This is a genomic window from Halorubrum sp. CGM4_25_10-8A, assembly GCF_005435025.1.
Taxonomy (GTDB): domain Archaea; phylum Halobacteriota; class Halobacteria; order Halobacteriales; family Haloferacaceae; genus Halorubrum; species Halorubrum ezzemoulense.
This window is the reverse complement of sequence record NZ_SGTX01000014.1, coordinates 55395-78295: the sequence shown is the minus strand read 5'-3', so window position 1 is coordinate 78295 and position 22901 is coordinate 55395. Positions and strand designations below refer to the sequence as shown.

Annotated in this window: 22 protein-coding genes and 1 pseudogene; 10 read left to right on the top strand and 13 right to left on the bottom strand. The window is 56.2% G+C overall.

What is annotated here, in order from left to right; all coding sequences use genetic code 11:
• Nucleotides 1–169, bottom strand: a pseudogene (locus tag EXE52_RS13990) (IS1595 family transposase); the annotation flags it as partial.
• A 127-nt stretch (nt 170–296) separates the two neighbouring features.
• Between EXE52_RS13990 and EXE52_RS13985 the strand changes: the two are divergent.
• Nucleotides 297–614: a hypothetical protein gene (locus EXE52_RS13985; protein ID WP_137703764.1), complete on the top strand. Its 318-nt coding sequence runs from the start codon at nt 297–299 to the stop codon at nt 612–614.
• A gap of 103 nt (nt 615–717) precedes the next feature.
• Complete coding sequence (locus tag EXE52_RS13980; protein ID WP_137703763.1) at nt 718–1155, top strand: TRAM domain-containing protein; 438 nt, start codon at nt 718–720, stop codon at nt 1153–1155.
• 48 nt (nt 1156–1203) lie between these two features.
• Here EXE52_RS13980 and EXE52_RS13975 read toward each other — a convergent pair whose 3' ends face one another.
• The 6 genes from EXE52_RS13975 to EXE52_RS13945 form a co-directional block, all read right to left on the bottom strand.
• Nucleotides 1204–1551, bottom strand: coding sequence for a DUF6788 family protein (locus EXE52_RS13975; RefSeq protein WP_129452702.1), 348 nt, complete (start codon nt 1549–1551; stop codon nt 1204–1206).
• Between the two features lie 763 nt (nt 1552–2314).
• Entirely contained in the window at nt 2315–2992 is a 678-nt protein-coding gene (locus EXE52_RS13970; RefSeq protein ID WP_241988259.1) for a methyl-accepting chemotaxis protein, read from the bottom strand.
• A gap of 1808 nt (nt 2993–4800) precedes the next feature.
• Nucleotides 4801–5310, bottom strand: a complete 510-nt coding sequence (locus tag EXE52_RS13965; protein WP_137703762.1) for a hypothetical protein — start codon at nt 5308–5310, stop codon at nt 4801–4803.
• A gap of 1084 nt (nt 5311–6394) precedes the next feature.
• On the bottom strand, nt 6395–6925 hold the full coding sequence (locus EXE52_RS19180) for an HNH endonuclease (RefSeq protein ID WP_137703761.1): 531 nt from the start codon (nt 6923–6925) through the stop codon (nt 6395–6397).
• A gap of 348 nt (nt 6926–7273) precedes the next feature.
• The gene (locus EXE52_RS13950) at nt 7274–7525 is read right to left on the bottom strand and encodes a hypothetical protein (RefSeq protein ID WP_137703760.1); all 252 of its coding nucleotides are present in this window, start codon (nt 7523–7525) and stop codon (nt 7274–7276) included.
• Nucleotides 7526–7602: 77 nt separating this feature from the next.
• On the bottom strand, nt 7603–7992 hold the full coding sequence (locus tag EXE52_RS13945; RefSeq protein ID WP_199239156.1) for a hypothetical protein: 390 nt from the start codon (nt 7990–7992) through the stop codon (nt 7603–7605).
• A 2695-nt stretch (nt 7993–10687) separates the two neighbouring features.
• Here EXE52_RS13945 and EXE52_RS13940 point away from each other — a divergent pair.
• Complete coding sequence (locus EXE52_RS13940; RefSeq protein ID WP_137703758.1) at nt 10688–11062, top strand: hypothetical protein; 375 nt, start codon at nt 10688–10690, stop codon at nt 11060–11062.
• Nucleotides 11063–11127: 65 nt separating this feature from the next.
• Here EXE52_RS13940 and EXE52_RS19175 read toward each other — a convergent pair whose 3' ends face one another.
• Both EXE52_RS19175 and EXE52_RS13935 read right to left on the bottom strand, forming a co-directional pair.
• Nucleotides 11128–11481 carry an HNH endonuclease gene (locus tag EXE52_RS19175; RefSeq protein ID WP_394347643.1) on the bottom strand — a complete coding sequence of 118 codons (354 nt, stop codon included), beginning with the start codon at nt 11479–11481 and terminating at the stop codon, nt 11128–11130.
• A 454-nt stretch (nt 11482–11935) separates the two neighbouring features.
• Complete coding sequence (locus tag EXE52_RS13935; protein ID WP_137703757.1) at nt 11936–12571, bottom strand: winged helix-turn-helix domain-containing protein; 636 nt, start codon at nt 12569–12571, stop codon at nt 11936–11938.
• Between the two features lie 1225 nt (nt 12572–13796).
• On the opposite strand from EXE52_RS13935, the gene EXE52_RS18820 reads away from it, so the two are divergent.
• From EXE52_RS18820 to EXE52_RS13920, 3 genes are all read left to right on the top strand, one after another.
• A complete protein-coding gene (locus EXE52_RS18820; RefSeq protein WP_241988258.1) occupies nt 13797–14750 on the top strand; it encodes a hypothetical protein in 954 nt (317 codons plus the stop codon).
• Between the two features lie 172 nt (nt 14751–14922).
• Complete coding sequence (locus EXE52_RS13925) at nt 14923–15777, top strand: site-specific integrase (protein WP_137687586.1); 855 nt, start codon at nt 14923–14925, stop codon at nt 15775–15777.
• Nucleotides 15778–15938: 161 nt separating this feature from the next.
• A complete protein-coding gene (locus EXE52_RS13920; protein WP_099288823.1) occupies nt 15939–16445 on the top strand; it encodes a metal-dependent hydrolase in 507 nt (168 codons plus the stop codon).
• Nucleotides 16446–16569: 124 nt separating this feature from the next.
• Here EXE52_RS13920 and EXE52_RS13915 read toward each other — a convergent pair whose 3' ends face one another.
• Nucleotides 16570–16836, bottom strand: coding sequence for a hypothetical protein (locus EXE52_RS13915; RefSeq protein WP_137703756.1), 267 nt, complete (start codon nt 16834–16836; stop codon nt 16570–16572).
• Between the two features lie 64 nt (nt 16837–16900).
• Between EXE52_RS13915 and EXE52_RS13910 the strand changes: the two genes are divergently transcribed.
• The 3 genes from EXE52_RS13910 to EXE52_RS13900 all read left to right on the top strand — a co-directional run bounded on the left by EXE52_RS13910 (nt 16901) and on the right by EXE52_RS13900 (nt 18148).
• A complete protein-coding gene (locus EXE52_RS13910; protein WP_137703755.1) occupies nt 16901–17365 on the top strand; it encodes a hypothetical protein in 465 nt (154 codons plus the stop codon).
• A 226-nt stretch (nt 17366–17591) separates the two neighbouring features.
• On the top strand, nt 17592–17894 hold the full coding sequence (locus EXE52_RS13905; protein ID WP_089309388.1) for a type II toxin-antitoxin system HicB family antitoxin: 303 nt from the start codon (nt 17592–17594) through the stop codon (nt 17892–17894).
• A 5-nt stretch (nt 17895–17899) separates the two neighbouring features.
• The gene (locus EXE52_RS13900; protein ID WP_137703754.1) at nt 17900–18148 is read left to right on the top strand and encodes a type II toxin-antitoxin system HicA family toxin; all 249 of its coding nucleotides are present in this window, start codon (nt 17900–17902) and stop codon (nt 18146–18148) included.
• 312 nt (nt 18149–18460) lie between these two features.
• On the opposite strand, the gene EXE52_RS13895 is transcribed toward EXE52_RS13900, so the two are convergent.
• From EXE52_RS13895 to EXE52_RS13885, 3 genes are all read right to left on the bottom strand, one after another.
• Nucleotides 18461–18952: a hypothetical protein gene (locus EXE52_RS13895; RefSeq protein ID WP_089309386.1), complete on the bottom strand. Its 492-nt coding sequence runs from the start codon at nt 18950–18952 to the stop codon at nt 18461–18463.
• Nucleotides 18945–19904 carry a ParA family protein gene (locus tag EXE52_RS13890; RefSeq protein ID WP_089309385.1) on the bottom strand — a complete coding sequence of 320 codons (960 nt, stop codon included), beginning with the start codon at nt 19902–19904 and terminating at the stop codon, nt 18945–18947. Before EXE52_RS13890 ends, EXE52_RS13895 begins: the two co-directional genes overlap by 8 nt.
• Before the next feature lie 466 nt (nt 19905–20370).
• Complete coding sequence (locus EXE52_RS13885; RefSeq protein WP_089309384.1) at nt 20371–21603, bottom strand: orc1/cdc6 family replication initiation protein; 1233 nt, start codon at nt 21601–21603, stop codon at nt 20371–20373.
• 777 nt (nt 21604–22380) lie between these two features.
• On the opposite strand from EXE52_RS13885, the gene EXE52_RS13880 reads away from it, so the two are divergent.
• A complete protein-coding gene (locus tag EXE52_RS13880) occupies nt 22381–22896 on the top strand; it encodes a helix-turn-helix domain-containing protein (RefSeq protein ID WP_089309383.1) in 516 nt (171 codons plus the stop codon).
• Nucleotides 22897–22901 lie beyond the last annotated feature (5 nt).

The following is a 22901-nucleotide window of genomic DNA, read 5'->3' as shown; positions in this document are numbered from 1 at the left end:
CCCACGTCATAATGCTCTGGTGACCACAGCGAGGACAGGATGTATTCTCCCAGAACCGCTTGAGTCGCCGCTCGATGCGCGCATCGAGCGGCTCGGTGTTGATCTCTATGACTCCTAGCTCGATCAGCTGCCGAAACATCCCGCCGAACGCTGACTCAGTGGAAGACATATCGCCAGATTAGAACTGTCTGAGTGTAATTATACGGGCTTTCCGCGTTTCTACATAAGAGCGATCTTTAAGAATACGAGTCTCTCCACAATGTGTTTTTATTTGTGCGATAGACCAAAACCTAGGTATGACCGACTCGGCGTCTCCAAGCGCCTCTGTCTCGCTATCTGAGGCTACTGACATTCCTACAGTCCTAGACCGGGCCGGAATCGATTACGTCACCGTTCATGATCAGCGACTGCTGGCGATCTATCATACCGGGATTTTCAATGTGACAACCGAACCGGAGTCAGATGTGACAACCGAACCGGAGTCAGTGTCGAATGCGCGCACGCTCGAGATCGAATGCTGGGAAGCTCCACTCCCGTCTCGTAGTGATGAGCGATCGCCACAGGAGCTTCTCGAAGACTTTGCGGCCGTGTTTGATGCTAGCGATGAGTCCTGAAGTGGTCTCTCGGGAACCTTGATCAGACCGACGGTAATCAGGTGAGAGCACTAGAAACGCTAGAAACAAGTCAGCTGGCACGAGTCAACACAATACGCGATTTATGGACATTTCTGAGACGCTCCAGACACTGTATACTGCGACTGTTGAGCAAGACGATGGCACCTACCAGATACCTGTGCCAGACCGTGAGATAGCCACGGGGACACTCTCTGAGGGTGAAACATACCGTGTTGCGCTCATATCGACATCGACGTCGGATACCGAAGCCACCGACACGACTGAGGTCACTCAGTCAGCTGACCACGCTGCTCAGCAACACGAATACGACGGCCCGCCTGTCGAGGAAGGTGAACAGCGAGACGTTGAAATCGAGAACCTCGGTGACCAAGGTGACGGGATCGCGAAAGTTGAGCACGGTTACGTCGTGATCGTTCCCGAAACGAGTGTCGGAGACCGCGTCACCGTCGAGATGCAACAGGTGCGTGAGAACGTTGCGTTCGCTGATGTCGTTGATGACACCCTTCGCGGAGAAGTCTAGGACCGCAGGTTGGCACGAACGGGTGGTTATTGCAAACTTCTCACGCCACTACTCACTTTTTGGCTTACCGACGTACTCCGATTTCATCGTGCCGTTCTCACGATAGTAGCGATAGAGATACGGACCGTGCATGTCCGAGGGATTCCCGCTGGCACATTTACAGTTGTCGTCGCCACAGGTGACTTTCTCTTTGACGACCGTTCCTTTCTCCGTATTGTCTGGATCGTCGACGGGCTCGGCAGTCTCGGGAAGTTCGTCGGTGTCAACTGACTGTTCGCGATACTCAATGAGCACCTCGACGTAGTTCTGTATCTCATGGAGTGTCTCCGTATCCTGTTTGGGGAGCCCCTCTGCGAGATACTTCGGGAGCGAGGTGGGTGGTGACGGCTGCTCCATACCTTATGTAACAATCGGAGCCATATTAGCGTTCGGGCGATACATAAGGTATTGAACTTTCTCTCCCAACCGTGAACACTTCAGCGATTACTCAAGATCGTAGGCCGCAATCTCGTGAGAGCCACACTGTGGACATTCATCGACGTCTTTCTCCACGCTGTACCCACAGTGACGGCACTCGTGGTGCGTTGTCGATGGCAGCTCGAGCCTGGCGATCTGCCGGATGAACTGTTTACTTAGCATCGGTGGGGTCAACGATCTCGCCACAGCTGGGGCATTCGGCCCACACGCCTGTGTCGCCGCCAGCGGTCTCATAGTGGATGATTGCGTGCCAACTCGTGACTGTCTCGCCACAGAACGAGCAGTCGCCACGGACTGTCTCTAGGTCATCAGGAGTCATTCTCACGAATTCACGGGCTACTTCGTGGGGAGAGGGAGCGTGTGACACTGCTTTGGAGCTGCTCCGGTTGTTGAAACCGGCCCAGCGGTACTCCCTCTCCTCAAAATTTGAGGCGCTGTGACTTATACTTCGGGCGAGCGGGACGAAAGTATTGTTCTGGGACAGCAGCGTGACCGCAGGTCGTGAGTAGCCATTGCGCGCGATGTCATAGATCCCAACCGTGGTCGGGGTTCTTCCGCCTGAAGACAGAGAGAGATGTCAAAAAAGACGACTACAGGGGACGGCCTGAAGTATCGATATTCTGGAGATCTACAGCGGAAACGTGGGGTGGGTGTGTTGTTCTGTCTGTGGGGCGCGGACCGCTCAAACTGGCCAATTCATCACACTCGCCAGTTCACGGTCAATCTGTTCAACCTGCCGGGTGAGATCCGAGACCATCTCTGTCTGGCTCTCGTTTTCGGCCGCGATCTCTGCGATTTCCTCGCTCACGATGGTCGCCCGCTCGGAGACGTCGTCAACGGCACTCGATATCTCTTCGGCCACGCTTGCCTGTTCGTCTGTTGCCTCCGCGATCTCGGTGATCCCACTCTCAGTTTGCTCAACTGCCGTGAGAATTTGTTTTTGGTTCTCGAGGACGGCTTGGATGTCGTCTCTCGCAGACTGTATCACGTCGTTGGCTGCGTCCACTTCGGCGGTGGTTTTGGAAGCCTTCTCCTTGATCCTCGCGACAATGTCTTCGATCTCGTCAGCTTGGTCTTGCGAGCGATTCGCGAGGTTCTTCACCTCGTCGGCGACGACCGCGAAGCCGTCGCTGTTGCTCCGCGCCGCCTCGACGTTGGCGTTCAACGCGAGCATGTTCGTCTGCTCGGCGATGTCGTTGATCACACCGACGAGCTCTTCGACTTCTTCGAACTCGTCTTTGAGGTCCGCGATGTCGTCATTTCCTTCGCCGTCCCCGTCGCTTCGCCGCTCCCGTAGTATCGCTGTCTCGCTGTTGTCGCCTTCCCACCCCCACCGTCGCGTCACATCTGGTACGGTCACGGTCGCATCTCCCCGCCCACCCACACCACACCGCTCACATCGCGACCGCGATTCTCGATGTCGTCGACCGCGCCCCACCCCGCACTCTCGCATTGTGATCTGGCCCCACCTTCTGTTGTCGCTCCGCCGCCGCTGTTCGCCGTCGGGTGTCGTGTCGTCTCGGTGGTCCCCCTCGTCGCTGCGCCCTCGTTGGTTCGTCCTCGATGTTGGTCGTGGTTCGAAGTCGCCTCGTCGCTTCCAGGCTGTCGGTCTGGTCTCTGCTGGTCGCCGCCGGTCGTCGGTGGTCGGTGTCCCTGCTGGTCCGTCCTCGCTTGTCGCCGCTCGTCGAGCTGTCGATGCCGGAGTGGTCTTGTTGGTAGTGTCGCGGATCGCCTCTGGGGTGTTGTCGATCAGTTGGTGGTCCGTCTTCGAGTGTCGGGTCCAATTTCTCGCCGTGCCGATCGTCGGTCATCCCGGTTGGGGTCGTTCGTCGCTTCGGGTTGATCGATGTCTCGTGTCGCCGTCGACGTTGGTGGCTCTTCCGTGGTCGTCTCCGTCGTCCTGACTGTCGGCTGGTGTCCTCCCCTGTCGTCGGTTCCTCTTCACCGCCTCGTGTCTCCGTCTCTCTGCGCCGCTCACTCAGGGTTCCAGCCACTATCATATCCTTGATAGTCTCCCCCTCGTCCGCTTTCCGTCTCCCCCGTTTTCTCTCGTCCGTTACCCGGCTCCGCCCTGACTCGTTCGCTACGCGACTATCTACTGAACTTCATCTGCCCTGAACCCTAATTGTGTGAATTCGGCTGAACGTACACGGGGACAAGAGATTTCTTTATAGAGTCTCTAAAGCACTCTCAGTGTATGGCTGAACGTACACGCCTAATTTGGTTGGTAGCGGTTTCATGAAGTACCCCCCGCAACCCCGCCGCCTTCTTGTCATTAGCTGACCTGACAATATAGCTATGTAATTAATGAATCACACCCCGCAATCCCGCTGCCTTCCTGTCATTATAAGATATTTGTCGATGGTTGTTGGGTCCAAAGCCAGTTCATGAAATACCCCACCAATCCCGCCGCCTTCCTGTCATTACGCACTTCATGAAGCACCCCACTAATCCCACCGCCTTCTTGTCATTACGGTAGGTCGATTGCTACTTGATGGGTTTAGAATTACTTCATGAAATACCCCACTAATCCCGCTGCCTTCTTGTCATTATGCACTTCATGAAGCACCCCACTAATCTCGCCGCCTTCTTGTCATTACGGTAGGTCGATCGCCACTTGATGGATTCAGGATTGGTTCATGAAGCACCCCGCCAACCCCGCCGCTGTCTTGTCATTACGCACTTCATGAACCAGCCCCACTAATCCCGCTGCTGTCTTGTAATTATAGCCTCAGATTTTCCCCAAAAACATATAGGATATGATAGAACGCTTGGTGGCGGTAGTAATAGTGGGCAAGAACTGTGGTTGCTGGAAGCAGGTTTTCTATTGAGTACCGATCTACACCTTTGCTTTCTGAAAGTCTTGGCTTGGAGCTGTTAGGACGGGGATTTGATGCTAATTCGTCTCTAGTTCCACGCTGTTGTGTCGCCAGTTTGTTTCCAATTCAACGCTGATGTGCCGGTAGTTCGTCTCCAGTTCTACGGTGATGTATTCCCAGTTCGTCTCCAATTCAACGCTGATGTGTCGCTGGTTCGTTTCCTAGACTAAGTATCCGCAGAGGGGGGTTAGAATACTGGGCTGTGTTACGATGGCTGATGTCGGGTCGATCTAGAGACGGGACGAACGACGCAAAAAGAATAGCTGGTCTCGGAGCGCACGTCGACTGTCTACGGACAGAGCCAGTCCGGCGATCTATCGTGTTTGTGTGGGAGCCTAGTTAGGTGTGTAGCCGTGCTAGGTCTCGTCAGTAGATGTTGATGGTGGGCAGCCGCGTAGATCTCTCCGTCTTCATCGAGGTCGATAACCAACCCACCAGGGACGTTATCGCCGCCGATGTCGCCATTCCATTCCGGTGAATACCGAATAGTTTGGTCCACGGAGAGATCGTGTTCTTTGAAGAATCCCGTTGCGGCGATTACCGTACTCCCATCGCTGCGTTTGAGCGAGTAGACATCACCCCGATCGTAATCTGCTGATAGCGGGATGAGTGCGACCTCATTATTGGCTTCGTTGTACGCGAGGATGACGGCTTCTTTTCCCTTGAGATGCTGTTCAACTACTGTTGAATTTGGCGCGAGGTGGCTATCTGTGCGGAAGGAGATGTACTCACGGCCGTGGAAGATGTCGAAGCCCTCATCGGTGGCGTTAGACCGAAATATTCGTTCCTGCTTATCCATAGATTGTGTTGTAAGAACGTGAGAGGTCAGGGGAATTCAGTCGTTGTGAGTTTCCACGGGACAGCCGTGGTCGGCGATCCGTTCTGGTAGACCGGCCGCTCCGCAGACGGGACACTCAACAATCGGTGTCGGTGGAAGGCGTTGACACTGCTCACGTGCTGCCTCAAGATGCGCACGGACGACAGTCGACTCACACCGCATGATTGCTTGTGCGTGTGCGAGATGTATATCGAGTGCTTCGCGAGCCGTCCGTTCCCGTATGCGTCGGCGGGGACTAGTCATCGCTGCCTCCATGGGAGCCAGCGAGACGCAGTTGAACGTCGAAACAACGTGGCAGTAGTATGTTGTAACGTCCGTTCATGTGGTCAAGGCGGGAACGGCGGGCGACCACGTCAGCACCATCGTGTGCTGGGCTGTGGCTGAGTCACCCCTGTTATTCCCACCTCACCCCACTCGAGAGTTACAGACGGCTCGTCTCGCAGCGACCCACCCAAGCAGGCTCCAACCCCTGTTCTCTCCGACCGGATACGGTTCACCAGTTGTCCACTTGTCAGCTGTGACTACTGAACAGATCTGAACGAGAGCGTGCTCACCATTCTCCTAAACCAATAGATCTCAACACAGGACCTGTAATCCCGGCGGGGGTGCTCCCGTAGCCAGTAAGAGCAGTAAAGCGCAATCGACAGCCTGTCGGCTGGAGGAGGGGGGTAGCTACAGTGTTGCTCACTATAGACGGGAGTTCCCCGTCAACATCCGCCTCGGAGCCTCGCAGTCGGTAGTACCGAGTGAATCATGTACTTCAGATGCCGTTGTCAGCCGACCGACGCCCAAGCCACTACTTCCCAACTGGAGTGAGTGGCTCGACCACGGTGACGGCCTGATCGCTTCTTAGGCGACCTACATGGGTTGTAACCCTTGACTCACCTCTACCTGCCGCATGCGACAGGTGGTTTCTCCACGCTACTAGGGCATACTTAGTTTGAGGTTATCCCTAAATATATAAGAAGTTTAACACTTTTCTAAAAGTCGACTCTAGTGGGCGCAGAGACCCTTTACCGTGAAAAATAACCGCTAAGATCAGCCGCTACGACGTGGCGGTGCCGTCGTCGTCACAGTCGCCGCCATCGTCGTCTTGGGCGGACTCGTCACAATCATCGTCAGCATGATCGTCGGGAAGCAAGTCGATATCAGGTGCTTCAAACTCATCAGGGTCGAAGCCCTCGCGTTCATGAACGAGATACTTTACACTCACTGGGACGCCCCCATCGTCGCCGAACTGGTTCACAGCTTCTTCACGAGTCAGGCGTGGCCCCTCGTAGTATTCGTGGTGGTACTCGTTCCATGCATGACGGTGTTCGATCGGGAGCTGTCGATGCCATATCCGGTAGGGTGGCTCGTCCACCTTGTGGATGTGGACGTGACAGCTCTGACACAGCGGGATCACGTTCTCGACACGCTGATCCGTATCGTCGCCGTTGACGTGGTGAAAAGAGAGTTTGTCCTGGTTGCGCGCTCCGGAGTTAGTTTCAAGCCACTCTTCTACGGTTCGACCGCAGACCACGCATTGCTGGCCCCAACGGTCGAAGACTGATTGTTCAAGATGTTCTGGTCGCATTAGTTGATGTTGAATGGCCGCTCGCGTGGCTGGTCGTCTGGACCCTGCCGGCAGTGTGTGTCCACACTATGACGCGAGCGGCAAACTGGTTGAAAATCGAGACGGCTCTGTGGGAGCTCTCTCCCGTGCGGTGCTTCCCTTTTGACTGTTCACCTCACCCAAATCGAGAAATAAAAACAGACTCCACAGACCGATCACCGCCCACCAGACGCGATACACGCTAGCTAACATTCTTGATAGCGCACTACAGAGAAGTCACAGCTACCGGGAGACAGTCCCTCTCGGGAGTCGGCGATTCGTCGTTGGGACTGTCGGGGTTTGGGGTAGCAGCTTCGGTGTCGGTTCCGGTCAGCCCGTCGACGACGGTTCCGTCGTATTCTCGAAGCTCGTCGATGTTGTACTCATAGTAATGTTGACCTCGTCGAAGTGGGGCGCAGTGCCGTCCTCGTACGCTTCGATCTGGTCGAGGGTGAACTCGGCCATTTCTGCCTCCCACCTCTCTCGAGTCGGTTCGCCGACGATGATGAGTGCCTCGGGATCGACTGAAACGTTCGTCTCGCTCTCGTCTGTGGTGTAGGTGTTCGGCTTCCCGATCACCATCAGATGGTGGTGGGTGCCGAGCTGCTTCAGTGTGAAGTACTCGTTCTTGTTATATCGCTCATCGCCCCCCCCCTCGATCAGTCGTCGTCATCCCCTGCCCCGACCGCATCCCGTTCGTCGAGGACCTGGTCCCGGACAACTGCCTCCTCGTCCGATCGGTCTGGATAGCTCCCGGCGCTCTGAAAGTACGGCAGTGGGCTGTCGGCTAACTCCACACCAGCGACGCCGGCGGGCAACGACCGTTCGCTGACTGTTTCGAATCGGTCCTCGACTGCGTACGTTGCGCTCGATCCCACACCGAGGTTGTTGATGGGGTGATCGAGCTTCGCGTCCATCTGCTCGTAGCGGTACCGCATCTGGCGTGCGTGGACCCCCTCCCGGAGGAGCAGTTCGATCACTCTGCTCTTTGGGATGTCATGGTGTTTTGCCATCGCTTCGAGAATGCTGTTCAGATCCTCGTCTACCATCGCGCTAATTTGGTCTCCCATACCGACTCGATTTGCTCCCACGTAGTAAGTCGCCTTCCGGGCGAGTCTTTGTGGGACATCAACTGCGCTTCGCTCCCAACTACTCTTTGGGGATTCCCTCCTCTTCTGCCGACCCCGGCTACTCTCCGCCCCCGAGTCGCCATCTGGCCCCGTCCTGATCAGCCACGTCGGCTCCGTCCTGACCGATCTGCCTACGGCAATCCGGGAGGATCAATCTTCGCCTTCCACTTCTTCTTCCTCCTTCCACCTCCCCCCGTCCCTCTCGCCTCCCTGCCGATCGCTGTCCCCTGCTGAACGGTCGTCGATAGTTGTCTCCCGCTGCGGTGGTTTCGGATCGCGGTCTTCGTCTTCGTTGCTGCCCCGCCCCCACCGTCGCTTCGCTCTCGCCTACTCTTCGTCGACGTCGTCGTTGCCCTTATCCCCCACCGTCGCTTCGCTCTCGCTTACCCCTCGTCGACATCGCCGTTCCCCGTGCCGTCCCCGTCGCTTCGCCGCCCCAGCAGTACCGCTGCCTCGCTGTCGTCGTCGCCCCCATCCCCCACCGTCGCGTCGCACTCGGTACAGTCACGATCGCGTCTCCCGCACACCCACCGTCACCGCTCACATCGCGACCGCGACTCTCGACGTCGTCGACCGCGCCCCCACCCCGCACTCTCGCATCGTGATCTGGCCCTCCCCTCTTGTTGTCGCTCCGCCGCCGCTGTTCGCCGTCGGGTGTCGTGTCGTCTCGGCGGTCCCTCTATGTCGCCGTGCCCCCGCCGGTTCGGTGTTGCTTCCAGTTCGGCCGTCGGTTGCCTACGATACTGGTCGCTGTTCGGATCGGGGTGTCGTTGCTGGTCGGTGTCCCCCGCTGGTCAATTTTCGCTTCCCGTTGGTGGTTGGGTTGTCGCCGCCGAGTCAGTCTCGCTGGTGGTGTCGTGGATCGCCTCTGGAGTGCTATCGATCAGCTGCTAGTCTATCGTCGAGCTCCGGGTCCAGGTTGTTCCTCGTTCGTCGTCGGCCCTCCGAGTCAGCCCCCCCGCTACCTCGCAGTCGCTGCTGTCTCGCTTCATCGTCGGCACTGGTCGTGGCTCTTCTGTGGCCTCCTGCTGGTGGTCGGTGCTTGACTGTCGTCAGCCCCTGTTCATCGCCTCATACTCCCTGTCTCCTGCGCCGCTCTCCGAGGGTTCCATCCACTATCATATCTCTGATAGTCGTCGCCTTGTCCGCCTCCCGTCTCCCCCACTTTCCCCCGCCCGTTTCTTGGCTCCGGCCCGAATCGTTCGCTACGCGACTATCCACTGAACTTCATCTCCCCTGAACCCTAATTGTGTGAATTCGGCTGAACTGCGACGGGGGTAGGAGATTGCTCTATAAGACCTCTAAAGCTATCTCTGCGTATGGCTGAACAACGACGCTCGATTTGGTGGGTGGTGTTCTAAATACGAACCCTCTGAATCCGGCCGCCATCTGGTAATTAGCTATGATGATGAGTATAATAAATATCTTTTTATATATGCCCCTGAATCGGGTGCCGTCTGGTAATTAGAGGAATGAGACGGGTGAATTAGAAGCTAATTACGAACCCCGCCTAACTCGCTCCCGTCTGGTAATTACGGAACTAATTGCGGCCTTGTCGAATCCGGCTGCCGTCTGGTAATTAGCGGTGAGATGGAGCAGGCGACGATCGGAATTGAGATGTAATTACAGACGGCCCCAATCGGGTCGCCGTCTGGTAATTAATGAACTAAATACCTGCCCCCGCAAACCCGTTGCCGTCCAGTAATTACGTGTGTTCCCCCTTGGTCGGGGAGTCATGCTCTGGCGGTTAACACGATTGCCCCCAATTCTACTGCCATGTGGTAATTACCGAACTAATCACTACCCCCTGCGAATCGGCTCCCGTCTGGTAATTAGTGGTGTAGATACCCACCGAAATACATAGAGTATGTGGTAAGAGTGGCGATCAGAATAGCACTATCGAGCTGCTGATCACGGTCGAGTGTCGCGTCGGGTGTGGTGCGTGCTGCGTGTGAGCGTGCCGGCGTGAATCTGCGTTCGGTTGTCGACGAACCTGCTTTTGAGATCGGTGCGGAGTAGCTCGTGTAGACGGTCGGGTGGCCGCGAGATTTTCATTTGTTAGCCTTGTATTGAGGGTCGGGAGGTCGCGCTCCATTTGTGAGTCATTTTTGCGTCGACAGTCGGGGGGTCGCGCTCCATTTGTGAGTCATTTTTGCGTCGACAGCCGGGGAGTCGTTTTCCATTTCCGCGTTAGGAATCGCTGAAGCGGGGGAATTGGGAGCAGAAACTGATTGCATCTCACTAGGTCGAAACAGCAACTCGATGATATCGCTCTCGCAAGTGTGATTCCGAGTTTGAGGGATTCGATGGTAATGAGCGAGTATAGGACACGCTTCTTGTACCTCAACGGCTAGTGGATATTGAGCCTGAAGAGAGTCGTCCACTAGTTTTGCGTCGAGAGTGAGACAGGCGTGGGTGAGGAGTCGTGTGGGAGATCGTTGGGGCTGGGAGGGTATTCAGGAGTGGGTCGGCGTGGGGCGAGCCTGTCGGTTGTCTTGCGTCAGGCAGTGATCAGTTGGGGATCGTCATCGCTAGCGTCTCCGAGAGGTTGGGCTCTCGCGAGAAACAAATGGAGGGTCGGGGGTGACGACGCTGTGACTACGGCCGGCTTCCGATGGTCGTGCGGGAGTTGTCAGTCGGTAGCTTCAGACTCGTCGGTGGTGCTGTCGGCTTCAGACGCATCTGTATTGACGACCTCGCCGTCTTGATCAAGGTCGACTCGGAAGCCGCCATCAACATGCTCGCCGCCGATGTCGTCATCCCACTCCGGGTGATAGCGAACCGTTTCGTCATGCTCGATTCCGTACTCTTTGACGAAGGTCCGCCCTGTGATCGTCCCGCCAGGTTTGTAGCCGTAGACATCTGCCCGGTCGAATCGTTGTTCGAGGGGGACGAGGATGATCTTGTTGGCGTCCTTGTAACATGCGACGATGACCGCTTTGCCATTCTCAGGATACCGCTTGACGACTGTCGGGACTCGAAGCCATGATTAATAATAGGCAAGTGTGCTCGACTAATCTACGAGAAACCATGGGCCACCGTGGCCAGGGTGGTTCACTTGTTTAGTGGCTGTAGATAATTGGGTTTATTCTCACCATTAGATGCAAACTTGAATAATGTCGCTTGGTCCTCAGGGAGGGTTTTCAACCGGTTATGGAGAGTCGTGTGTTCACTATGGGACAGCAACTCGAGGTTGTTCGGGCGATTATCGAATGGGATCTTCGTACTATGATGAACATCACGGTTACACACAGCTTTTGTCCCATACTCAGCGATCATTACCAGCCGATGGATGTCGACTGATTCGTGTGATCCGGAAGCTTCCTCGTTGCCACCGGTATTTGTTCGGAAGGTACTGTGAGTGGTCCATGGTCCAGGTCCCCGTGTTGGGACTTTGCGGTTTTTCATTCGCCGATGGACCGTTGTTATAGATACCTCGGCCTTCTCCGCGATATCCTCAAGCGTCATTTCGTCGTCCCAATACATTTTTTCTAGGTGTTCAGCTGTATCCCAAACACAGGTGTCACGATCCATCTGGAGGGTCTGTTGTCGTGGATCATCTGGTTCCATGTTATCGCCTTGGACAGAAGTTAGAACCGGATTATTATAATATTTTCCACATATCCCAATGGGTTGATGGGTATTCTAAATTATCTATCAAAATTGGACTGTTGCCTGCCATATGTGTTCTTAATCTGGATTAATATGGTGTATTTTCTTAATTTCGATCACCCCTTTAGATATGTGATTCCCCTCAGTTGAGTTCATTAGACAACAATACTAAACTTCTGACACTGGTCAAACAACCCCCTTGCGATTTGAATGTAACCACGGTCACGCTCATTCTGAACGTGAACTGATATTATAAACGGAGGATCGGTGATTCGCCAGTATAGATTATCTCCTGCGACAGTGAGTTACGTTTCAAAGAAATCTGAGGATGGCTTGAAAGTTGGTTCGCGATCTCAGTCTCATATTGGTGAATATCACGAAATTCGACGACATCAATATCAGTTAGGCGGTTTACTTCTGCGCGCAGTTCTTGATCCGTTATCTGGCCATCCTGAATGAGTGTCCATAAGATATCGCGAAAGATGGACTCCAAGACTTGTTGCTCTTCGCTCGTTCCAGATTGACAGACACGTGAAACTACGGTCGAGACATCATCGGTACCGAATTCGATCGAGAGTGATGACGGCTTTGGAAACACTTCATTAGTAGTAGCATCGTGCTGACTACAGTTGGTAACTGAGGACACTAATTCCGCTGGCTCATACGATTCAACCAGATCTTCAGCTGAAACATGAGATGAGTCAACGGCAGCACTGCGGTACAACCCTCGATGTACACGATCGACGTGTCCTTCATCCTGAAGATGTCGTAGTCGTTGACTCACGTATGACTGGTTTCGGTTGAGTTCATCGGCTAAATATCGGGGGGTACATCGCCCCTCTCTGAGCTTTGCTAAAATCAGCTGGTCAGTCTTGTTCAAATCCATCTGAGTACCACCATGTCATGAACTAATGACTAATTAGATGTTAGATATTGTGGTCTCGTAATGTCATATAACACATTGTTAGAAACGGGATAGAAGACCTAGAAACACCGATAATTTGCTGTGTTGATCCGATAGAAAGCCGCTATATTATGAGCGTGTGAACTAGGACATGGGACGTAAGAGACTGACCGCCACTTTTCGACGGAGCACGTTGTATTGGCTAATCGTACTTCCGAGATTTAACCCTAGTTGAGGTCAACATCGTACCGTAGGCTGATCCGTACTTGCCGCAATTTGGTAACGCCGTCGGACAGATACACCAGTCTCACCGTTTCTGAGGAAGTATTTGAGCAACTGATCGCCATGATGATCGAGTATGACTCTAGAAGTATTGCCGACGTAGTTGTGACTGTGTCAACGGCTGCGCTTGAGCGAGATCCGGCGCTTCTACGTAGAAACACGGAAAGGGGCCGTTGAGTTGTACCCACAGCGAATTAACTACGCCACTCAGCTTTGAACGTTGAGTATCTAACACTTAATCGACCGAAAATGGCGGCTGAGACGGTGTGAGCATGGAAAAGGGAGTTCAGCCGCAGACGCTCCACTCTCCACTAGAGGTTCAAACGCCGTGAACGCTGCCTTCATTATCCTCTGTGAATCACTCTCCAGTTCGGCCGATACCGTAAACTCCTCGTAGAACGTCTTTCCCTCCGATTTCGGGTCCAATAGTGTCAACACGACAACGTTCAAAGCTGAGTACGCCAACTAGGACTCAGATCGCTGGACGGCGGCAGGTGTACAAAATGTAAAATCGTCTTTCCGCAGCTCTACACAAGAGCGACCCAGATTAACCAACATTGTCACTTCACCGCCCGGATTGTAGTTAAGATTGACCGCGTCCCGTCGGGCGTCCTGACAGTTCGGTGCGTCAGACACGTTGCTGGCGGTTTACCTATTGGATCGAACACGCCCGACTGCGTCGACATCGGGTGTCGGTCGCGCCGCCAAAGTGGCTCCACACATCAGTATAACGTGGATCTCCCGACTTCTGGTACTGTCACCTTATGTAGCATCTCGACCTAATTACGGACCTGAGTATACATAAGGTCAATCGCCACCTCGGCGCTCTCGCGGTCGACCGACATCCTCGACCGCACACCCGGTCTCCTCGGGCAGTCGCTCTCAGCACCCGAGTTTTATAAGTGATTACAGGTGAAACCTCCACATGTCGAGAGGAACTGCGGCCGATAACTCCTTCACGCCTGTCGAGATTGAGCGACTCTTTCAGACTGCTTCGCGGCTCGACGAGCGGGCCCTCCGCGACGACCTCCAGCACGCGAGCGTGACGATCGCCTTCTTGGTGTACTTCCTCGGCTACCTCGGGTTCCGCCTCGGGTTTGCTCTCCACTTCACCGAGGAGGACGTCGTTCGCGACGCTGCCGGCGAGATCGTCGCCGTGAATGTCCCGTATCACAAGGACTGTCACCGGGCCGTCGACGAGCCCGTGTGTAGCCACTGCCGGGAGCTCGCGAAGGCGCGCGCTCGGAACGCCGACGACGTCGACGCCGAACCCGAGGACTTCTACGACGACTACTGGTCGCCGAAGTCCCACGCCGGCGGGCGACAGATACCCGTCCTCCAGGAGCGCGGCCGCGAGATCATCGAGCGCTTCCTCGAGGTCCAAGGCGAGCTCGACATGGTCGACGAGACAGTGCGCCGGCGGCTCACTCGCCTCGCCGAGGTGACCGAGGGCGTCGACCCCGATCGGATGATGCCGCAGTCGCTTCGGGCGTCGGCAGCGAACTACTGGATCATGCTGGAGGGCTTCGACAACCACGGGCTGAAGATGCTGATGGGGTGGAAGTACCTCAGCACGGCGCAGTACTACGTGAGCTCCGAGTTCGCCCAGCTGTGGCACAAGATGTCGACCGCGCTCGGGATGCCGACCAACGGCCCGTACGACGTCGACCCGCAACCAGAGACCTACGCGACGATCCGCGAGGACACCGACCTAATCGCTCTTGACCGGATCACGCCCGAGGGCGACGTCTCTCGCCACAGCCAACGCCGAGATTCAGACCGCCGGGAGGGCCCTCCCGGCGTACACCCCGCTTTTGCGTCCGTTGAACCCCGCTTTTGCGCCGAGCAGCGCAACACCGACGCATGGGTTTTGCGCTAGGAATCGACGATCGTCGCCTCACCCCGCTTTTGCGTCGACCTCTTGTTTATTTTTTCATACACTACTAATGCGAATTCACGAAACTTCTTATAGAGATATATCCGAGATAGGTTATACCGCTCACCATGCTCCGAATTCAACCGTCGCCAGATGCCGAGGAGATTGATCAGCCATGAGTTCGGCACTTGTAAGACACGCCTCCGCCGACGCCCCCAGCCGGGATGAGTTCAAGCGACTACTCCGAGCGGCCGGGCTCGCCGACACTCCCGGCCGCCGGGTGGAGGACAGATTCATCTGCCACGCCAGCGGGCGGCTCACTCTCCGGTCGGGTGAATTGATACATTTCCATGAGGGGTGGGTCGACCGCGACAGGAAGATCATCAAAATCCCCGGGCTCGATGACTGCTCGTGTCGGTACTGTCGCGAGCGCGTCCAAGAACTCGCGGAGACACACGACGACGTCGACGCCGAGGACGCGCTCGAGGTGTACTGGCAGCCGAAATATGAGGCCAGCATCCGCGCGATCCCCTACGGCTACTCCGAGCGCAGTATCGAGATCGTCGAGACGTTCGTCGACGAGGTCGGCCACCTCGACGTCGCTCAGTCGACGATCAATCGCCGGGTGAACACGCTCCAGGAACGCGCCAGCCTAGATCGGCTCTACCCGCATGCGCTCCGAGCCGCTGCGGCGTTCTACTGGGCCGAGCAGGGGATGGAAGCTCACTACCTCCAAGCACTGATGGGATGGGAGGATATGCGGGTCGCGGTCGCCTACATCCAGGCCACCGGCAACCAACTCGCCGACCGGATCAACCAGCTCGCCAGCACCGACACCGAGGAGGACCACACCGTGACGGATGCGGCCGAACTCCCCGATCCGACAGCGGCCGTATACGACGCCACCGATGGGACGAATCCGCGGTCCGGCCCCGAACCGGAGTACCTCCACGACGACGAGGAGAGCCAGCACCCCCCGACGATCGAAGAGACACAGAGCAGCACGCTCGATGACTTCGCTTCGGCGTAAAAGCCGAGGTGCTTGATGTCGACGGTGTTTTTTGTGTATCGAACTCCGTCATAATCGCCCCTTGCTATTTTACAGAGGAGCAGTTCTCACAAGCGTCAGGAGCTCGAAACACTCGGGGTGTCGAAGGGCTGTTGCCGCTGGCGCTCCTCGCCTCAGACACGATGTACCGACCAGGTCACTACGGCGCCTCGCTCGTCGCGTACGCGCCGGTCGGGTTCGTAGCGATCGCCCTCGGCGGCGTCGAGCTCGCCCTCGCCGGCGGCGCCGTCGCCGTCGCCGGTGCCATGGTCCCCGACTGGGATCAGCGCGTGCCGTTCGTGCGCCACCGCGGACCGACACACACCGTGTGGTTCACGCTCCTCGTCGGCGGCGTCCTCGCCGTCGCGGGCGCTCTCCTCGGCAGCGCTGCCGGCTTCGCCGGCGCCGTCGTGCTCGGTGCGTTCGGGTTTGTCGTCGGTGCCACGATCGTCGTCGGCCACCTCCTAGCGGACGTGCTCACACCGATGGGTATCCGCCCGTTCGGGCCGCTCCGAGACGACACGTACACGCTCGACGTCGCGAAGGCGGCGAACCCGATCGCGAACTACGCGCTCCTCGCGCTCGGCGCCGCCGCCTCGGTGGTCGCAGTCGGTGCTGGGGGTGCCGTTGCGGGTGTGCTTGGATTGTGACCAGGCCGCTGGGTTTGTCTTAACCATCATATTGGATACCGAGGTCCACCAAGTCTTCGTGAACTACGTGGTTCCCACTGACCTCTAGTCGAACCAGTTGTTGCGGCAGGGGGTGTAGGCGATTTCAATCATCGTCGAGGTGTACCTCCAGGAGGTCGTCGGGGTAGGCGGTTCGCTTCCAGTATAGCTGGTAGCCGAGCGCACCGACGTCGGCGAGCTCGTCAGGGATGCGGTCGGAGACACCGTTCTCGTACTCGTGCTTGAGGAGGGCCTGCGCGAGTTCCCCGATCTCCTTGACCGTCGCGAGGGCGACCGGCGTGCCGCCGCCGAGGACCGTGCTAGAGTAGTAGTCGGTCTTCCCCTCGGTCATCGCCACCAAGAAGTATCCCATCAGCTCGTCGGGGTCTTCGAGGGCGTCGCGAGCAACGTCGACGTGGTCCGGGAAGTCTTCGTTCGTGTCGGCACCGTACGCGAGGGTGAAAGCTGTCTCGGAGCTTTCTGATAGTGGATTGGACTCATTCAAACAGCAGTGGATTGGTACCACTCTCTATCTCCACTACCTGTCAAACGAAACACCGGATGACGTCATGGTGGATTTTATTCCGACGTTGCGTCGTGAGATCTCGAACGACGAGATCATTGCCGTGATTGAACAGCTCTTACCAGAGGAGATTCATCCGACCCAGTGGCTGAATTTCAGGCAGACCATGGACCCGATTGAGGTCCCTCAGACTGGATATCAATACACACTTGATATCGATACAGATGAGTCATTCAAGGACTGGCTCAGTCATCGGCAGGATGTCTTGACATCCAGTATGGGAGGTGGATTTATTGACCAGTCCGGATTCGCGGAGAGGCTTCAGGAAGAAATCCAATCAACTGACCAAGATCCAGCTGAGGACGAAGATTCAGCATAAGTCGATCATCCCCTCTGTTTCAAGAATCTGCTATGAGTGCGGGACAGTGACGAGAATGGGCATAGTAGCCAGTATATTCGTTCTAATCTGTTTCAGATAGACCTCCTGCGAACGTGACTGACATCAACTACAGGGTACGCATATGTCTCGGTTGTTGAGTCGATTCTGTACGGAATGCCGCTCAACGGCCGAATGCTTATCACGCCGCTCAGGTAACATGGTGGTAATGAGCACCGAAACGAGTACGAACGACGACGTCCGGAGTGGGCGAACGATTACGCTCACTCAGGCGGACGACGGCTGGTGGGTCGCCCGTGACGAGGCGACTGGTGTCGCAAGCCAGGGTGAGACACGGCAAGATGCCCTCGACAATCTTGACGAGGCAGTCGCACTTCACAAGGGAGAAACTGGTGACTCGGTCGGCAATTGGGAGGAGGAAAAAGAAGTGCTTGAGGAACTTGGTATCGATCCTGATGAAGTCCAGCAGGCTCGCGACGAGCACGATGGCCTCCCCGAGTTCATGCAGTAAGTCGGATGGGAGCGCCTGACTTTTCTGGACGCGATGTCGTCAAAGCACTCTCGAAGAATCGTTTTGCTATCGTTGATCGGACCGGCAGCCACGTCAAGCTTCGATACGAGCACCCGATGAACGACGACGATGTCCGTGTCGTCTCCGTCCCGCAACACGATCGGATCCGAACTGGAACACTACGTAACATCGCAGACCAGTCCGGAGCGGAAGACTTCGAGAAGTGGTGTCAGTGGATCGATCGGCAGTGCTGATAGGTTACTTATCTGACTGCTCGACGGTATTTCGGTTGTACCTACCACTACAGATCATCCGTCTTTAGTTAAGCCTGGCAGTAATATTCTATAGTGAATTATGCCCAATGGTATTAAACATGGGAGAATATACAGTTCAGAATCTGATGGTCCAACTATCGAGCGATACGCACCCCTCATCAGTGCCATTTTCTCCGTGTAGCTGGCGTGAAGGTGTCGAATAGGGGAAGAAAACGAACCCACTGCGTATTACTGTGAGTATTAACTGAAGACGGATGCCACTACAAATGAGCGAACCTCTTTTTTGTGGGGTTATCGGAGGACGTCGAAGACAGCTCGAATCTCGTCTTCATCCACGTCGACGCCGCGGCGCTCCAGCACCTCGACCGCGACAGCGATGTCCCAGTCCTCGAACGACTGGAGAACCGATAATTCAGCGTCATGGAGTTCGCGTTTCGAGAGCTCGTCTTCATCGAGCCCATGCTTTGAGGCCACCGCCCCGACACGACTCCGGTTGGCACTAATTGGGCCGAACGTCTCGTCACGGACGTAGTAGCTCTGCTGGCTCGTTTCTGCGAATCCGAATGGTTCGGGGTACTCCTCAGCTGGGGGTTGGCTCTCGTCGGTGTCTTCACTCGGCTCCGTCGACGAGTTGCTATTTCCCGTCGACGGCGCAGCGGTCGTGCCAGCATCGGCCGTAGACGGGTTATCGGCTGGCTCGTCCACGTTACTCGTCCCGCCGTCACCTTCCTCCTCTTCAATCGCATCGCCGAGGCCGCCGAAGCGGTCCGCCTCATCAGGCATGATTCGTCACCTGCGCGCGCTTGTCCTCGGGATCAGGGCTCGCTTCGGCAACGCGGTCGGCGAGCGCGTCGAACGCAGCCACCTGGTCACATGACGGTTTCCACTCGCTGACCGGGAGCCCATGACGAGTGGCGTCGTTGATGGCCTTCCGGTATCGGATGCCCGGCTTCGGGATATCTGGATACTCGCCCGTGACCGAGCGGCCACCGTCGGCGACCGCCTCGAAGAACGCCGGCTCGACGCGTGCATACTCGGGAAGATAGTGGTCGAAGCCGTCGTACGTGAGATCCTGTGCAGTTGCACCGAACTCCCCATTCGTGTTGAGTTCACGGGCGAGCATCTGCTCGCCGCTCTCCTGAGCGATGCTCTCGCGCATCATGTTCGGCGTGATCGCGACGATATCGAGCGGAACCTCGTTGCGCAACGGGACGAGCGATCGGCGAAGAAGATTCTCCAGCCCCGACACCGAGCCCGCGCTCGGGATGAGTGGCACGATCACGCGTTGGACGGCGACGAGTGCGGCGTCATGGAGCATCCCGCGCCCACCAGGCGGATCGATGAACACGTAGTCGATGTCGCCGGAAACGAGCGGCTCGACGACTTCGCTGCGGATGAGCTTCACGCCGAAGCTCTGGTCTTTCATTTTGCCCTCAACAGTCTCAAGATCCTTCGTAGCCGGCAGCAGGTGCAACCCGAACTCAGTCTCGGTGAGGAGATCTGCCGGGTCGGTCTCCTCGAAGATCGCGTCGCCGATGTCGGCTCCGTTTCCGAGCTCGCGCTCGTACCCGAGTAGCGTGGTCAAGTGGCCGTCCTTGTCGAGGTCGATGATGGCAACCTCATGGCCTTGCTCAGAGAGTTGGTGGGCAACGTTGAGCGACGTGGACGTCTTGGTAACGCCGCCCTTGAACAGCGAGACGACCGCACCCGGGAAGCCTTCGAGTGAGACGCTCACGCCGACCGCCTCCGTACGGCCACATCCAGATTGGTGAATATGCGCATATCCACGTATCCAGATGGGAACCACTTAGATATTTGGATGTGTGAGCACTTGTATATCTACATATGTAGATATCTGAGTATCTGATCTAATTTGGATATGCAGATATGTAGATATCCAGATATCCGGATAAGAAGGGATGAGCAGCCACTGTTAGAACTCATCGAGTGAACCGAGTACGCCCAGTGTCGCGTCGCAGCCACACCGTTCCTCGGCCCTCAGCCACGGACTGGAGTCTGGGCTAGGGTCGGTATCTTTCGTCGTGCCCCTGAGATCCCGCATCCTCAAAACGCCGGCTGTTCGTAGCGGTCCCCCACCGGATCCAGTTTTCTCGTTGTACCCACCCACACTGGTTTCAGTATTTCCTAAATCCGGAACTGAGCTGTACCTCCCCCCACCGCTTCCAGTAATAGCGGTCGCCCTACGCTACGTCGTTGATATCGGCCAGACGACGGAGCTCCGATGCACGCTCATCGATATCGAGTTCGCCAGCAAGTGCAGAAAGCGCCGAATCGAACGGGACGTCGAGTTCGTAGGTGTTGAAGTTCCCACGCATCCCCGACCCGGAGTTGTTGTCGCGCTCGCGAAGGATGCCGAGCATCACCAAGTCCTTCACGTGGTTGTGAATCGAGCGCCGACTCAGCGGTGAGATGCCCATCGTCTCACACACGTTTTGATACCGTTCGAACACAGTCCGCGTTCGGGCCGGCGTGTCATCGGCCGCAGCGAGCGACACGATTGACAGCAACGAGAGATGGCCGTGATGGGTGAGTTGCCGGATCCCCTCCTCAACGCGTTCGCGCTCTAACTCTTGGCGAGCCGCCTCCACGTGGTCCTCGGTGATGACATCCTCATCCGCTCGTTCGGCTTGCTCGCCCGAGAGGCGGAGGAGATCGAGTGCTTGTCGGGCAGACCCGCGGTCTTTCGCCGCGAGCGCTGCACACAGTCGAATCGCTCCCTCATCGACGGCATCCTCTTTCAACGCGATTTCCGCTCGCGATTCAACGATCGATACGAGTTCGTCGGCCTCGTAGGCTGGGAAATGGAGTTCGCGTTCACACAGCGTATCCTGAACACGTGGATCCAGTTGGTCGGAGAATTTGAAGTCGTTCGAGATGCCGATGATACCGACTTTTGTGTGCTCAAGGTTGCCGTTCGCACGGGCACGGGGGAGTTCATAGAGGAGTTCGTCGTTGGAGCCGATCGAGTCGATCTCGTCGAGGATCAATAACACGGTGCCGCCGATGTCTTCGAGCTCGTCGTAGAGCATCCGAAAGACCGTCTGTTTCGGATGACCCGTTGCGGCAATCTCGCCACCATCGGGTCGCATCGCGTTCACGAGTTGTACGGCGACCTGATACGACGACGAGAGCGTCTTGCAGTTCACTGAGAACACCGTGACGTCAATGTCGTCGTACTCTTCGGCGTCTTCCTCCAACTGCTCCATCAGCCGATCGGTCACGGCTGTCTTTCCCACGCCAGTGTTGCCGTACAGGAAGATATTGTCCGGCTCCCAGCCATCGATAACCGGCTGGAGAGCGTCCATATAGTCCGCGATCTCCTCATCGCGCTCCTCTATCTCGGGAGGAGTGTAGGATTCACGGAGTGCGTCCTTGTCGGCGAAGATGGACGCATTCCGCTGAAACCGGCGCATAGTATTGTACGTGTAGGCAACTGATATAAAACCTGCCTTGCCAGTGTTTCCAGTGTTTCTAGTAATACCCTCACCCACCCCACTGTTTCCAGTTTGTTCTATTAGTAATATGGGGGTGCTAGGGCGATCTTCGCGCGCGGCCACACTCCACCGTTTCCAGTTTTCTCACGTGTTTCAGTACATCGAGAGTGGGCTGTTTCGGCCAGTAATACTGGAAATGGTGGGGTGGGTGTGTTGGATAGTACGGTCGACTGATGTGTACTGGACCGCTCTGACGAGTGTCGTCAGCGCAGATCGAGTCCACATCGTCACCACCTACTCACACATCACCGGTATCTGACTCGGCTAACTGGTACAGCGGCTTCTGTGCGTTCTTCAACTTCTCGAAGAGGTCGACTATTCTAATCCGGTCGTTTCTGCGACGATGGATCGAATTCGTCAGTATATTTCTGCTGCCACCGATCGACCCGAGCACACGATAGAGCAAGCAGATGCGGAAGTGGGTGGGGCAGCAGCAACATTCCTCGAACAGGGACGGACAGAACCGATCGGCATCTACACGAACGACTTACCGGCGTTCAGCGGGATTGAGCGCGCACTCTCATACATGGCTACGAGGGCGCAGTTCAGCTCATCAAAGCCTTCGACTTCGTCACGTCCGTCGAAAACCGGTACTGGTTCTCCGAATGACCCTTTAGGACGGAGGAGGCCAATGAGAATGTGACAGTACTAGTTCAATAACCCTTATTGCGGATTGCGTACAATTCGCTACTAATAATGGCAACTAGAGAAGCAAACTGGGATACCCCCCTCAATACGGGTGGTGAAGCATTCGAACTCCTCGGTAATGCCCGCAAAGCATGGATCTATACGTATATTCAGCATCATCCATCTACAACGATACAAGATATTGTCGAGACTCTCGACCTTCCGCAGCGAACGGTCTACGAGTATGTCGAGGATCTCGAGGGTGCAGGCTTCGTTCACCAGTCAAACGATGGCCGTCCAGCAGAATACAGGGCTCATGACATTGAACTCCAATTGGTAGATGGTGAGACCAAACGGCAGATCACGCCTGAGTTAGTTGAGGCGATTGCTCGGCGAACCCGAGACGAAGATATTGATACGTTCATTGACCGTCACGGGTTGGACGGGCTGGCAGTCGCGCTGGAATACGCTCGCGAATACGCCGATGGCTCGGTTACACATCAGATTATGGCTCGAGAGCAAGAACTCTCACCGCTTGAAGCAGGCGTTATTCTGGACGCACTCCGACCTGTCTTTGAGGACTGACTCAG